This window comes from Aliivibrio fischeri, from assembly GCF_009727955.1.
Taxonomy (GTDB): domain Bacteria; phylum Pseudomonadota; class Gammaproteobacteria; order Enterobacterales; family Vibrionaceae; genus Aliivibrio; species Aliivibrio fischeri_A.
On record NZ_WOBR01000004.1, the window covers coordinates 1,178,529 to 1,192,763 of the forward strand.

Genomic DNA, 14,235 nt, shown 5'->3' on the forward strand with positions numbered 1-14,235 from the left:
GAATCACAAATACTTTTCTATTGGTAGTAACTGTAAGAATCCAGATTGAAATCGCTCCCAGCGGCCAGTTTCTGGTTCATCTTCCCAGCTTTTATCACCGGAATACCAACGAACATCACCCTCTTGCAGTTTTAGGTGCCAACTGTTTTCTTCATCCATGGCGTGTTCAATATCTTGAGTGAGTTGTTCTGCGATTTTTTGATTTTCAATGATTAAAATCGATTCTGTATTCAAGTACGTTGAACGCAAATTGAAGTTAAAAGAGCCGATACTTGCGATTTTGTCATCAAAAACGGCTGACTTGGCGTGAAGTCCATAAGGTAATGTTGGTGCACATTTAGAAACGTCTTTGGTCGACTCTTCACACAAAGCGGTTTCTGGCTTTAATTCATAAAGCTGAATGCCGTGCTCAAGCATATCTTGACGGCGACCTGCGTAACCTGAGTGGTTAGTGGTTAAATCGTTCGATGCCATTGAGTTGGTAAGTGCTTTTATCTCAACGCCTGTATTAATCAGCGCTTGCCACCCTTTAAGTTGGTTATCATCAAAAATAAGGTAAGCCGATTCTAATAAGATCTCTTTCTTCGATTCACTGGCTAATTTTCCGAGAGCTTTTGCGGTCTCTTTTGGTTCATCTGTATTGTCTGTATCAAGCGGGACAGGGCGATCAAATACGAACTTAGCATTAACCCAAGTCATTTTATCCATTAGATTAGTTAAGTATTGATGCGCTGTTTTATTCCCCTCTGGTAAAACTGGGTAGTTTTTATAAACAGGTGCATCAATCTCATCTAACACTGGTTGTTTTTGTAAGAGTGGTTCTTGCGAGGCTTCTTCTGTTAATAAATCCACAGAGTAAGACCAACGGCTGTCCCAATACTCGATAAAACTGGTTTGTATATCAGGAACGACTGAACCACGAACTAACACATCACGGTCACGAAAGTTAATCTCGTTAGAAAGATCAAAATACTCATCACCAATATTACGTCCACCAACAATAGAGAACACGCCATCAACGGTGAATGATTTATTGTGCATACGACGATTTAAACGAGAAAAATCCCCTAAGAAGTTCACCCACTTTGTGACGCCTCGTCGAGTGGGAATGGGGTTAAATACTCGGATCTCAACCTGAGGATGTGCGTTTAACGCCACAAGTAGATCTTCACGTTCATTGAGATTGATGTCATCCAACATGACACGCACTTTAACACCGCGATCTGCTGCGGCTAATAAGCGACTGGCAAGGTAATGTCCCGAGGCATCTGAGTTCCAAATATAATATTGAATATCAATGCTGTGCTCTGCTGTCTCAATTAATGCTAAACGTTGCGCTAATGCATCCCAACCAGAATCTTGCAGCAACACAGCACTGGTTTCTGGTGTTGAGAGAGTTGGTTGGAAAGAAGTACTTAACTCAGAAAGCGAACTGCTTAATGGTGTTGATACCGATTCGTTCGTGTGTTCAATTTCATTAGGAAGCGAACCACAACCTGAAAGAATAGCGACAAAAAATAGAGCGATATGAATGCGTTTAAGCACTGACATTGAATAAACTTCCTTTGTTAATATTGAACAACCAATAATTCATTATTGTTCTGTTTTAAGCCAAAAATCAGATAAGTCATCAAACAAATCATCGTTATCTAAAATACTGAGGTGGTTTTCATCATAACCCCGAATTTGCTCTGCATGCAGTTGAGCTTGACGTGATAACTGACTTGATAAATCAATCACACCATCATTACTGTCGGTATTAAACAAGTCACCCGAGTTATAGCCAAACGCTAAGAAATGAGGCGTGTGAATTTTATCGTTATCCGTAAATAAATCAGCAATAAATTTACCGTCTGGATTTAAATCAACCCATGCAGGCATTACAACCGGTGAATATTCAACACCTTGCTTGGCTGACCCTACCCCACCAAACGGTGAAGAAATGGTCGTAATGCTGTTTATAAAGTGACATAACTGACCAATACGACATTGGCGCATACTATTAGCGACAATTAACCCGCCCATACTATGGGCAACAACATGCATTTGTTTGACCTTGTATTCAGTGGTCACTGTATGTAATAGGTTATTTAACCCTTTGGAGTTTAAAGACAACGATAAACCTGAAGGGTAATTAAAGACCCATATTTGGTATTTGGATTTGTCTATTTTTTCGATTAATGGCGCAAAATCTAACGCCGTTGAATTGATACCATGAACAAATAAGATCGGGATTTTATTTGGGTCATATTCGGATAAGAAATAAAGCCCTGCATTATTTTCTAGAAGGAAGGTTAGAGGCTGCCACATACCAAGTTCGGCATTATCTTTCTCAAAAGGCGGATCCGTCAGGTTCACTACCGTACCGATATCAACAAGGTCTAATTCTATTTTTAATAATGAGGATAATGGACGATCAACAAAGGCTTTAGGAAGCGCTTTTTCATTAATACTTAAGGTAGTTTCTATTGTTGATTTGTCTTTATGATCACGAAGATTAATCACGCTGAATGCTTCATCAGCTTGGAGAGTTAGATCTTGATTTTTATCTTCAAAGACAAGCAGATAATGAACATCGTTCGACAGCTGTAATTTAATACTGTCGCTATCTATTATGCCGTCATAGCCATCCACTTCACTTTTATTGATATCTTTAATTTGTTCGATAACCACAGCAGAATCTGAAGTAGGCTGATCTAAGATAAGTGTGTATTGATGCGTAATCGTATCAATGGCTTTCATTTCATGAGATAGGTTTTTAAAATTACTGCACCCCAATAAGATTGAGCTGAGTAATAACACCGAAAATAATCGCCTCATTGTCATCTTCATCCTTAAATTGACGTGCTGAATACCAATCCGAATAAGTAACGCTCAGATAATTGCGCAGGAAAAATGGATTAAAACAAGGCATAAATTGCAATAACTAGCGGGTCTAATTATAAAATTTATAACGCAGTTATAATTCATTTTAACAAGCAAGAATGAGCCGTTATTTGTTTGGATTGGTATACATCTTAGCAAGAAAACAAAGAGTAATCTTATATATTCTGATATGATGCCTTTTTGCCTTAACCACTGTTTATATATCCATGTATACGTTACGACCTTATCAACAAGATTCTGTAAAAGCTGTTATCCATTATTTCCGAAAACACACGACACCTGCGGTTCTTGTGTTGCCTACGGGTGCAGGAAAAAGCTTAGTAATTGCAGAACTAGCGCGAATTGCAAAAGGTCGTGTGTTGGTACTTGCTCACGTTAAAGAGCTTGTTGAACAAAACCATGCGAAATATGAAGGCTATGGCCTAGAGGGGGCTATTTTCTCTGCTGGCTTAGGAAGAAAAGAGACCGATAAGCAAGTGGTGTTCGCCTCTGTTCAATCTGTGGTTCGTAATCTTGATGAATTTAAAGATCAATTTTCTTTACTGGTTATTGATGAATGTCACCGTGTGCCAGATAACAAAGACACCAGCTATCGTAAAGTTATTGAGCACTTACAAACCCAAAACTCAGGTATAAAAGTACTTGGCCTTACTGCCACCCCTTACCGTTTAGGAATTGGTTGGATTTATCAGTATCACACTCGTGGACAGGTAAAAACCGATACGCCTCGCTTTTTCCGTGATTGTATTTTTGAACTCCCTATTCAATATCTATTAGATGAAGGGTTCTTAACCCCTGCAAAACTCTTGGATGCACCAGTATTAAGTTATGACTTCTCACAGTTAAAACCGGCTTCTACTGGTAAGTACAAAGAGTCAGAATTGGATTTGGTGATTGAAGAATCAAAACGTGCGACGCCACAAATCGTTCAGCAAATTGTGGAATACGCTAAAGACAGAAAAGGCGTGATGATCTTTGCTGCTACCGTTCGCCATGCTCAAGAGATCCTTTCTTTATTGCCACCAACCGAGTCTGAATTGGTTATTGGTGATACTAAATTAGCAGATCGTGATGCCATCATTCAACGGTTTAAAAACCAAGAAACGAAATTTTTAGTGAATGTGTCGGTATTAACCACGGGCTTTGATGCGCCTCATGTTGATTTAATCGCAATTTTACGCCCAACAGAATCGGTGAGTTTATATCAACAAATTGTTGGTCGTGGGCTTCGTCTTGCTGAAGGTAAAACCGAGTGTACGGTCTTAGATTATGCAGGTAACTGTTATGATTTATATCAGCCAGAAGTTGGCGACCCGAAACCTGATAGCAATAGTGAAATCATTACTATCCCCTGCCCAGCTTGCGGCTTCAATAATAATTTCTGGGGCAAGTTAGACAGTAACGGCTTTTTACTTGAGCATTTTGGCCGTCGCTGCCAAGGTTATTTTGAAGATGACGAAGGCACACGTGAAGAATGTGGTTATCGTTTTAGAGCCAAATATTGTAATGAATGCGGCGCTGATAATGATATAGCAGCTCGTGTATGTCATGAATGCGATGCCATTTTAGTTGATCCAGATAAGAAGCTGAAAGAAGCCCTGAAACTAAAAGATGCACGGATCTTAAATTGTATCGACCTGACATTAACCGCAGGAAAAAATCAATTTAATAAACCACAAATAAAAGTCACCTATTTTGGGGATGATGATTCTGAAATTCATGAAGTGTGGCAATTAGCGACCAAAAAACAGAAAGAGCTATTCTTAAAGAGTTTTGTTCGTCCGCACCTTGTTGATAGACATCGTCCGTTTGAAGAAACAGCGGCAACAAAAATCGCGAACAACCAACACCGTTTTCGTCCACCTAGCTTTGTGATTGCTCGTAAGCAAGGTAAGTTTTGGTCCATTCGCGACAAAATATTTGAAGAGTAAACGTTTTTAAAACACGATTACCATAGAGAACGATAACTCATATGACATGAGCGGCATTGAGAATAAGCACCACTTAGCGCTTCTCTTGCTGCTTGTTCATTTTTATTTTTCGCCGCTTTATCTAATAATTGAAACTGCTCTGCAAGTACGGTGAACTTCTCTTCAAACTCTGGCTTTTGTTGCCAAATTTTTGTTCTTGCTCGGCTGTTATCTGCACTGCCTTCTGGAAACAGTGTTTTTTGCTCTTGTACCGTTAAGTATGCACTCTTAGCTAATGGTATAATTTTGTCCCATTCAACGACTTCATTATCAAACGCTTCATCCAATTGATCGGCAGTTGCGTCTAAGTGCTGAAAGTTATCTTGTCGTTGTTCAATTTCACTTGAAAAGTCATTGGCCATTAAAGAACAAGAAAATAGACCTAATATCGCTATTTTTTTCATATCAACTCCATTTGATTTGATGGTATCAGCTTTTAAAAGCTAGATTAGCAAATTCTCTTAGTAAATTCACTAAAATAGGTTGTGAGTTAACCAAGTGAATGCTATTATCCGCGCTCGTTTTTCGAAACGAAAAGTCTGTTAAGTTAGGTCGCTAAGCTTAATGGCATTTATTTATTTTACTATTTGAGAGTAAAGACTATGAAATTTGAAGCAGTAGTACGTACTGAACAAGGTAAGGGTGCGAGCCGCCGCCTTCGTCACGCTGGTAAATTCCCTGCAATCGTTTACGGTGGCAACGAAGCTCCAGTATCAATCGAACTAATCCACTCTGATGTTATCAACCAAATGGATAAGCCTGAGTTTTACGAAGCAATCGAGCTAGTAATCAATGGCGCTACTGTTAAGGTTAAACCGCAAGACGTTCAACGTCACGCGTTTAAGCCTAAAGTTGAGCACATGGACTTCATCCGCATCTAATTCGAGTCTGTTTTACTCTTTTGCATTATTGCTATTTCTTTCTTACCAATTGAAATAACAAACCCTTTAAAGCCCTGATATTACCAGTATCGGGGCTTTAATCTATCTGGTACTTTGTTTTTTTACTTTCCCCCCTCCAATTTATTCACCTAAAATATCATTCGACCCCTGTTCATATCACAGTCTTATTTTTAAAACACAAACTAATTGAACACCGTTTTTTACGTACATTTGACATTAGGCATTTTTAAATTTCTATACTAAAATGAATTGAATATTAGGTAGTTCCTAATAAATCTCTCTAGGAGTTAAAATGAAAAAATTATTAGTTGCTGTATCTCTTCCTGTTTTAATGGCTGCTTGTGCGAGCAATGGTGATAACAACACTGACGCACAAATCTCTGCAGACATGCTTCAACACCACAACTGGCAGTTAACTCAAGTTGATGGTAAAGACATCGCTACTCCAGAAAAAATGGAAGCGCCACGTCTTGAAATCGGCGAAAAGATGACAGCAAATGGTAATGCAGGCTGTAACAACTTCTTTGGCCAAGCTGAGCTAAATGAAGAAGGTCAATTCCGCATTGAGAAAATGGGAATGACAATGAAAATGTGTATGGGTGATGTGATGACAACAGAACAAGCTGTGTCTAGCACTCTATCTACTTGGAGTGACATTACACTAACTAAAGAAGGTCTTATCCTTAAAGGCCAAGAGCACGAGCTAACTTTCACACTACGTGACTGGGTAAACTAATTTAGCTTTGCTTTTTAAAGACACAAAAAAACCGGTGAATTTCTTCACCGGTTTTTTATTATTTATTATTTAGGTAGCGCTACTCTTCAGTCCAACGCTTAAAGATAAGTGATGTGTTAATACCACCAAAAGCAAAGTTGTTACTCATGATGTAATCACATTCAATCTCACGGCCTGTGCCTGTAATGTAATCTAGCTTACCGCAACGCTCATCTACATGGTTTAAATTCAATGTTGGGCTAAACCAGTTATTACGCATCATCTCAATAGATAACCACGCTTCAATCGCACCACATGCACCCAATGTATGACCGAAATAAGACTTCAATGAACTGATTGGCATCGATGATCCAAATACGTTTTCTGTTGCTGTACTTTCGGCAATATCACCACGTTCTGTCGCTGTACCGTGTGCCGAGACATAACCAATTTTCTCTGGTGCTAAATTGGCATCTTTTAATGACATTTCCATACACAGTTGCATGGTTTCCATTTGAGGTTGCGTTACATGGGCAGCATCACAGTTACTCGCAAAACCAACTAACTCAGCGTAAATTGTTGCGCCACGAGCTTTAGCGTGCTCATATTCTTCAAGAACTAAAGCACCTGCGCCTTCACCAATAACAAGACCATCACGATCTTGATCATATGGGCTTGGGGATGTTTTTGGCGCATCATTTTTTAAGCTTGTTGCAAATAAGGTATCAAATACCGCTGATTCTGTTGGGCATAACTCTTCAGCACCACCTGCAACCATTGCGGTTTGATAACCGTGTTTGATCGCTTCATAAGCGTAACCAATGGCTTGGCTGCCTGATGTACATGCGCTGCTTGTCGGAATAACTCGGCCACGTAAACCAAAGAATAAACCTACGTTAACAGCAGCGGTATGCGGCATCATTTGCACATAGGTTGTTGCCGTAATAGCACGAGTTGATTTCTCATTAAGCATCACACCAAAGGCACCAACGGCATCGGTAGATCCTGTTGAAGAACCAAAGGCAATACCTGTTTGTCCATTGGTTAAGATGTCATTACCGATTAAACCACTTTGCTCTAAGGCTTGCTCTGAAGCAACGGTAGATAGCAAAGAAACGCGCCCCATAGAGCGAATTTTCTTGCGGGTATAATGTTTTGGTAATGTGAAGTCATCAATCGGTGCTGCTAGCTTAGTATTAAGGCCATCATAGACTTCAAAGCTTGGCATGTACTGAGTGGCATTTTCACATTTACGTAGGTTTTCGCCTACGGTGTTCCAATCGCTACCTAAAGCGGTAACACCTGACATACCGGTTACAACTACGCGACGACTCATACTAAACCACCATTGATTGAAATTACTTGGCGAGTAACATAACCCGCAACATCTGACATTAAGTAACTTACTAAACCTGCTACTTCTTCTGGCTCACCCATTCTACGAAGTGGTACTTGTGGTAATGCATGTTCTTTTACATGCTCATCAACCATACCAGTATCAATTAAGCCAGGTGCAACACAGTTTACTGTGATTTTTCGTTTTGCTAGCTCTAAAGCAAGAGATTTGGTTGCACCAATGACGCCTGCTTTTGCAGCGCTGTAATTCGTTTGACCACGGTTACCCATGATGCCAGATACTGATGCAAGCGTCACAATTCGACCGCCTTTTCGCTTCTGAACCATTGGCATAACACAAGGGTGAAGTACGTTATAAAAACTGTCTAAATTGGTGTGAATTACGCCATCCCACTCTTCTTCTGTCATCGCAGGGAAAGCGGTGTCACGAGTAATTCCAGCATTACTTACCACGCCATAATATGCACCATGAGTTTCAATATCACTCTCAAGAGTTTCTTTACATTGTGCACGGTCACTAATATCAAACTGAATTAAGCGCCCTTCACCACCATTTCCTTCAATGGTTGCGAGTGTCGCTTCGGCACCGGCTTTATCACTCATATAGTGAACAACAACATAAAAGCCATCTTTTGCTAATTGTTCTGAAATTGCGCGACCGATGCCCTTACTGGCGCCTGTCACTAATACTTGTCTTTTCATGATGTCCTCTACTGCTTTACTGCTTTGGCGTTAAGAGCTCTTCTAATTTTTCTTCTGTTGGCACAAATACATTCAATTGACTTGATGCCAGTTGTTGTCCTTTGTGCTCAATATAACAACTGAATACGGCCATGCCATTATTCTCTAACACTTGCTCTACAAAAATGTCGAGTGTGTCGCCTTGTTGAAATTCACTGCACTGCGCTTGATATTTACGGCTGCCAAGCAAAAAGCCTATTGGTGACTTATTGCCTTTTTTCCATGCATGGTAGCCAGACCAACCCGCAATACTTTGTGCCATGAACTCAATACCTACCCAAGCAGGAATTGTTTTAGTTTCATGGTTAAAAAATACATTATTCTCACTGATTGTCACCTGACAATGAATGGATAACTCTCCCACCTCAATCAATTCATCAACCAGAGCTAATGGAGTATCATGGGGCAAAAGGTCGATTAAAGGAGGAATACTACTCATCAAATACATCCAAAAATTAAACTGATGTTGTTACCACCAAAGGCAAATGAATTACTAATAACGGCTCTTTTGGTTAACGCCTGATCGACCACTAACTGAATATCAGCGAGTGCATCATCTTTGTGTCCGTCATTAATTTGCTTAGGTAGTGGTAAATTATATTTTAAAATATGCCAACAAATGCTCGCCTCAATAATGCCTGCAGCACCTAATGTATGACCCGTTAACGGCTTTGTTGAACTCACAGGTACAGAGTCACCAAATACAGCATGAACCGCTTTAGATTCCATCGCATCATTCAACGGCGTAGCAGTTCCGTGAGCATTGATATAACCAATATCTTCTGGCGTTAAGCCTGCATCATTAAGCGCTTTGTTCATCGCTTCAATCGCTCCTTTCCCTTCTGGGTGTGGCGCTGAAATATGGTGAGCATCCGAACTGTCTCCTGCTCCTAGTAGAGCAATTGGATCATCAGAGTCTTTTTGCTCTGCACTTAACAACATATACGCACTCGCTTCACCAATGTTTATCCCTTTTCGATTAGGACTAAACGGCAAACAATACTCATTTGATAATGCTTCTAGACTATTGAATCCATTAAGCGTTAAACGGCATAAACTGTCTGTTCCACCGATAATTACTGCATCAACAAACCCTGCTTTTAGTAAACGCTTTGCTGATAAGAAAATACGACCACTTGAGGAGCAAGCGGTTGAAATAGCATACGTTGGTCCATCGATATTAAGGTATTGAGCAATAAAATCTGCAGGGTTTCCTAGCTCTTGCTGTTTATAGCTATAACCAGAAGGAAATTCACCTTGCTCCATCTTCTCTTTTAAAGCGACTTCACCATCAGAGATCCCTGAGGTACTTGTGCCAACAATAACAGCAATACGATCTGAACCGTATTTCTCTTTTACGGCTTTAATTTGGGGTTCGATTTGCTGTAAAGCTGACAGAACTAGCTGATTATTTCTTGTATCCCAATGAGACAAATGCTCAGGAACTAAAGGCAATTCACCTAATGCCTTACCAACTACTGTTGCTTTACCATCATTGAGCCAACCGGTCTCTTTATGCATTGATGGTGCTTTATTTCCACTCAATACTTGATGGATTTCATCAACCTCTTTACCCATGGCTGAATGTGAGCCACACGCATGTATATATAAAGGAAAGTCACTCATTTAATTTATCCGTTATTATTTTGAGTTGTTGTATTTGAATGCGAGAACGTTTTAATTTTTATGACGTAACCAAAGTCTGGACTTGTTAACACAATTTCACCACTTAGTTTGTCTGTAATGGAATCATAACGAGCATCAAGGATCGTTTTTCCTAATTCATTCACTAATGTTCTATGATTGCCATTTTCGTTTAGTTGCCAGCCAATGCTAGTTAAACTTCCTTGCCATGCTTCAAGTGGCCACAAGGTAATCATGACATTAAATAGCACTTGTTCTGGCGGTGGTAGCGTGTCACTTAACCCTGCCATTACGTAAGTATCCAATGTTTCACCATCATAATCTAAGCTTAATAAACGAGAGCCCCATGAAGCAAAACCAGCTAATACCAAGTCATTACCTGTCAGTTGCAGTTGAACAGGAAGTTGATTTTTATTTCCCTGCCACTCAACTGAGATCAATTGGCTTAATGATAAGTCACTGCCATACTCTTCTGGTTGAGGTAAAGTAACAAATTGTCCTTGTGACACTTCAACTTGATTCGGTTGCTTTATTGGCTTAGCTGCACATCCCATCAAAAGAAAGGATAGAACAAGCGCTATAAGATGGTGGACTTTTATGGCCTTATGATGCATCTTTTTTCTCCGAAGACGTATTGATGTGCCCTTTACTCTCTTTATTTTGTTGGCTTAACGGAGCCAATAACCAAGCAACGATAATCCCTGTTAGTACCGTAATACCGAAGCTATGAATCGCTTGGGTTTCACTCAAGGCTAATAAACCAAATGACAAAATCGTCGTTAACGCAGATAAAGAAATCGCTAGTAGTGTACTTTCTTTGTGTGAATCATCACTTTGCTTATTCTGCTCTGCGAAAAACAAGGTGTAATCTATCCCTATCCCTAAAATCAACATCAAGGCCAGTAGATTAAACAAATTCAACGGCACGCCAGTTAAAACGGTTACGGCTAAACCGGCACAACCCGCTATAAATGGTGGCAATACAATTAAAAACGCCTGTTTCATTTTATAACGAGGTAACAACAGTAAGAAAATAACAGCATAAGCAAACAGCAATAGCTCGGTAATACGATGTCGATAATCGGCAAATAAACGAGAGATCTCTTCTGCTTTATTTAAGTAAGTAATGTGATTATCCGCTGCAAATGCTTGTAACTCAGTACTGTTCACTTCTTGATTAAAAGTGATCACCGAAGCAAATACACCATCGATTTTACCTAACCATAAAAAACCAACCGTATCTGATATTGGTGATGCTAAGAAGCCATCTATAGTCAAAGGCTGATATTTCTGTGAAAAATCCAATGCTGTTTTTTGTTGTATTACACTTTGATAATACTCAGATTGTTGCTGATACAGATGTTTAATTAATTGGTAATTTTCTTGTTGTCTTTTTTGTGACGGCACATAACGACTAATTGATTGATAGCCACCGAAATCACCACGTTTATCCAATTTAGTCGATATGGTTTCTAACTTTTGCAGTAACTCTTCTTCAGAACTGTCTCGTACAAGTAATAGTTGTTGAGAGCCACCGACACCTGTAATCGCTTTTATTTCTCTTTCTTGCTGTTGTAGTGCGTGTGGTAACGCTTGAAGCTGACGAATATCATCATCGTATTTCGCCATGTAGACGCCAAAGCTTGCAGCAATCAATAAACTTAATGGTAATACTAATCGAATAAGAGGCTGCTGCCATACCAAGAGCCATTGACTCAACGCTCGCTGCATCGGTACTTGGTTATATTGATTTGGTTTACTTGCCAGTACTGGATACCAACATACCACGGTAAAATAGGCTGCTGTTAAACCAATAGCGGAAAATAAGGACAGTTGCTGTAACCCAGGGAAAGGCGCAATCAGCATTCCTAAATAACCAATTAAACTGGTAATTAATCCCAAGGTAATGGCAGGAAAAAGTTGCTGAATACCCACCACTGAATTCCATTTTTTACCCGCATGAAGTCGATCGGTTAAAAAGTGAAATGCATAATCAATAGAAACCCCAATTAAGCTGGCACCAAAAACCAAACTAAACAGGTGAATCGTCCCAAATAAAGCGATCGTCAATACATAAGCACAAGCAAGTCCCGTTGAAATGGAAAGTAAAGCCAGTGCTAAAGGCAAAGTGCTACGATAAACTAAAAAGACAAGAACAATGATCCCAATAAGAGACCCAAGACCAATAGTGCTGATCTCCCCTTTGGCGCTTTCTGTCCCGTGAGCGGCATAAAAGATCACGCCAGTATGTTGAATATCAACCGAGAATGTCTTTGATACTTTATTCTCAAGTGACGCTAATTGAGGTAATTGCTGCTGCAAAGAGAGTTGGTATGATGATCCTGATAGATCGGCGGTGATCACTATGTATTCTTTATCATCGTGTTTGGCAATCAGATAACCATTCTCAACTTGAACATTACCTGAGCTTTGAGTTAATCCCGATAAATAATCTCGAAATAACAAGAAAGGATCGTTCTCTAACTCTCCACCAGTTACACCTGAAAATGGATTGTATAGTGCGTGTAATACCTTTTGAACTTGCTGTTCTGGTGCTTGTTTTAATTGCTGAGCTTGTTGTTCTGTCAGTAACTGAGCACGAGCAGGAAAATAAAATTTCCCCCACGCTTGTTGTTGCTCAGGACTTATCGTTGCCGTTACCGAATCAAACATAGGTAACGCAACCAGTTCTTCATTAAACTGATCAACGGCTTCAATCAGTTTTTTACTGTCACCTTGGGTTTGGCTAACCACAAACACCACTTTATCACTCATGGTGTTAGCAATATTATCAAACGCTTGCTGAGCAACCTTATCTTGTTGATTATCAGGTAATAACGCCAAGATATTGGTTTCTATTGGCAGTGCGCCTTTGGTTGTACATTGATAACCAAATACCCCTGCGACTCCTAATAGAACCAATGCCCAAACCAGAGCTAAAACTCGTGGTTTTATCCAATTAGAATTCGAAAACACGTAACTCTTCTTCTGTTAAGGTCGCAGGTTGTGTCGACTGATTAGTAAATATCATTTCAGTGACATCGCCTCGCACTTCACTTAATACCACTCGATTTAAATATTCATTCCCCTCAATTTTTATAGTTTTAAATACACTGTCAATTGGGGTTTTAGTTGGAGTGAGTATTAATGTCCAAGCGTCTTTTTCACCCGTTAATTGCAGAGTGAAATTTTCTTTAATGGATTCCGTATCGCCTTTAAATAGAGATAGAAATAGACGAGTAAAATAAAACGCCATTGGATTATCTGAATCCGTCATGACTTGAGATTCACCATTAATAGATTGGCGAAGTTTATTTTGCGTTAGGGTCAGCGCAATCGGAAAAGGCGTTGTTTGTTGCCACAATAACCCCTTTTCATGGTCTAACAAAAAAGTACCTGATGTCGATAAAGGCTGCGCAAACATCTGCATGGTTCTTACTTGTTTAAAATCACCACGAACAAGAGTCGATTTTGCGAGTTGCTGCTGCAAGTCATCGACACTAAATGCAAAGCTATTTACGCTAAAAAGCATAACAAACGATGCCATCAATAATGACCAATAACGTTTAATATTAAGCATTATGATAAGCCTCTACTTTATTGGTAAATACACGAGGAGAGACAAAACACATCTCTTCTGTTTCTATACTTACGGCCACTTGCATTGTGTGAGCTTTAGTCATACGCACGTTGGTTTCAGCATCATAGATAACATAATCAACACGCATGCGGTTTTCCCATTCAGTTAGTGTCGCCACTACTCGGATCTTATGATCATAAGGAATGGATTTAACGTACTTTACACGAGTATCAATGATGGGCCAGACATAGCCTGACGCCATCATATCTCGATAGCTATAACCGATTTTTTCAAGCATTTCATGGCGTGCTTTTTCAAAAAATCGGAAATAATTACCGTGATACACAACGCCCATCGGATCCGCATCCTGAAAGGCGGTTGTGATCATCACTTCTGCGCTTAATACATTCACTGGCTTAGCTTCATTTGTATTAGTCACAA

General features: G+C 39.7%; 14 protein-coding genes. 3 read left to right on the forward strand and 11 right to left on the reverse strand.

Annotated elements, in window-relative coordinates:
- Window positions 1-3 precede the first annotated feature (3 nt).
- Together GNP81_RS08720 and GNP81_RS08725 are read right to left on the reverse strand one after the other, a co-directional pair.
- Window positions 4-1,551, reverse strand: a complete 1,548-nt coding sequence (locus tag GNP81_RS08720) for a phospholipase D family protein (RefSeq protein ID WP_155673417.1) — start codon at window positions 1,549-1,551, stop codon at window positions 4-6.
- Between the two features lie 42 nt (window positions 1,552-1,593).
- Entirely contained in the window at window positions 1,594-2,820 is a 1,227-nt protein-coding gene (locus GNP81_RS08725; protein ID WP_155673416.1) for a lipase family alpha/beta hydrolase, read from the reverse strand.
- A 272-nt stretch (window positions 2,821-3,092) separates the two neighbouring features.
- On the opposite strand from GNP81_RS08725, the gene radD reads away from it, so the two are divergent.
- On the forward strand, window positions 3,093-4,817 hold the full coding sequence (gene radD / locus GNP81_RS08730) for a DNA repair helicase RadD (protein ID WP_005418372.1): 1,725 nt from the start codon (window positions 3,093-3,095) through the stop codon (window positions 4,815-4,817).
- A 17-nt stretch (window positions 4,818-4,834) separates the two neighbouring features.
- On the opposite strand, the gene GNP81_RS08735 is transcribed toward radD, so the two are convergent.
- Window positions 4,835-5,260, reverse strand: coding sequence for a cytochrome c (locus GNP81_RS08735; protein ID WP_155673415.1), 426 nt, complete (start codon window positions 5,258-5,260; stop codon window positions 4,835-4,837).
- A 198-nt stretch (window positions 5,261-5,458) separates the two neighbouring features.
- On the opposite strand from GNP81_RS08735, the gene rplY reads away from it, so the two are divergent.
- Window positions 5,459-5,737: a 50S ribosomal protein L25 gene (gene rplY, locus GNP81_RS08740; protein ID WP_155672110.1), complete on the forward strand. Its 279-nt coding sequence runs from the start codon at window positions 5,459-5,461 to the stop codon at window positions 5,735-5,737.
- Between the two features lie 313 nt (window positions 5,738-6,050).
- Entirely contained in the window at window positions 6,051-6,494 is a 444-nt protein-coding gene (locus tag GNP81_RS08745) for an META domain-containing protein (RefSeq protein ID WP_005418365.1), read from the forward strand.
- 79 nt (window positions 6,495-6,573) lie between these two features.
- On the opposite strand, the gene GNP81_RS08750 is transcribed toward GNP81_RS08745, so the two are convergent.
- Genes GNP81_RS08750 through GNP81_RS08785 form a run of 8 tightly spaced genes read right to left on the reverse strand, consistent with a single transcriptional unit; the run spans window position 6,574 to window position 14,182 of the window.
- Complete coding sequence (locus GNP81_RS08750; protein WP_155672111.1) at window positions 6,574-7,809, reverse strand: beta-ketoacyl-ACP synthase; 1,236 nt, start codon at window positions 7,807-7,809, stop codon at window positions 6,574-6,576.
- Window positions 7,806-8,531 carry a 3-ketoacyl-ACP reductase FabG2 gene (locus GNP81_RS08755; RefSeq protein WP_155672112.1) on the reverse strand — a complete coding sequence of 242 codons (726 nt, stop codon included), beginning with the start codon at window positions 8,529-8,531 and terminating at the stop codon, window positions 7,806-7,808. The genes GNP81_RS08750 and GNP81_RS08755 overlap by 4 nt, the downstream gene beginning before the upstream one ends.
- A 16-nt stretch (window positions 8,532-8,547) precedes the next feature.
- The gene (locus GNP81_RS08760) at window positions 8,548-9,009 is read right to left on the reverse strand and encodes a hotdog family protein (RefSeq protein WP_196587332.1); all 462 of its coding nucleotides are present in this window, start codon (window positions 9,007-9,009) and stop codon (window positions 8,548-8,550) included.
- Entirely contained in the window at window positions 9,009-10,196 is a 1,188-nt protein-coding gene (locus tag GNP81_RS08765) for a beta-ketoacyl-[acyl-carrier-protein] synthase family protein (RefSeq protein ID WP_155672114.1), read from the reverse strand. Before GNP81_RS08765 ends, GNP81_RS08760 begins: the two co-directional genes overlap by 1 nt.
- Window positions 10,197-10,201: 5 nt before the next feature.
- The gene (locus GNP81_RS08770) at window positions 10,202-10,828 is read right to left on the reverse strand and encodes a DUF3261 domain-containing protein (RefSeq protein ID WP_155672115.1); all 627 of its coding nucleotides are present in this window, start codon (window positions 10,826-10,828) and stop codon (window positions 10,202-10,204) included.
- Window positions 10,818-13,190 (reverse strand): MMPL family transporter, encoded by a 2,373-nt coding sequence (locus GNP81_RS08775; protein ID WP_336495395.1) that lies wholly within the window; start codon window positions 13,188-13,190, stop codon window positions 10,818-10,820. The genes GNP81_RS08770 and GNP81_RS08775 overlap by 11 nt, the downstream gene beginning before the upstream one ends.
- Entirely contained in the window at window positions 13,174-13,794 is a 621-nt protein-coding gene (locus GNP81_RS08780; protein ID WP_155673413.1) for a LolA family protein, read from the reverse strand. The genes GNP81_RS08775 and GNP81_RS08780 overlap by 17 nt, the downstream gene beginning before the upstream one ends.
- On the reverse strand, window positions 13,787-14,182 hold the full coding sequence (locus tag GNP81_RS08785; protein ID WP_155672159.1) for an acyl-CoA thioesterase: 396 nt from the start codon (window positions 14,180-14,182) through the stop codon (window positions 13,787-13,789). Before GNP81_RS08785 ends, GNP81_RS08780 begins: the two co-directional genes overlap by 8 nt.
- Window positions 14,183-14,235: the final 53 nt, after the last annotated feature.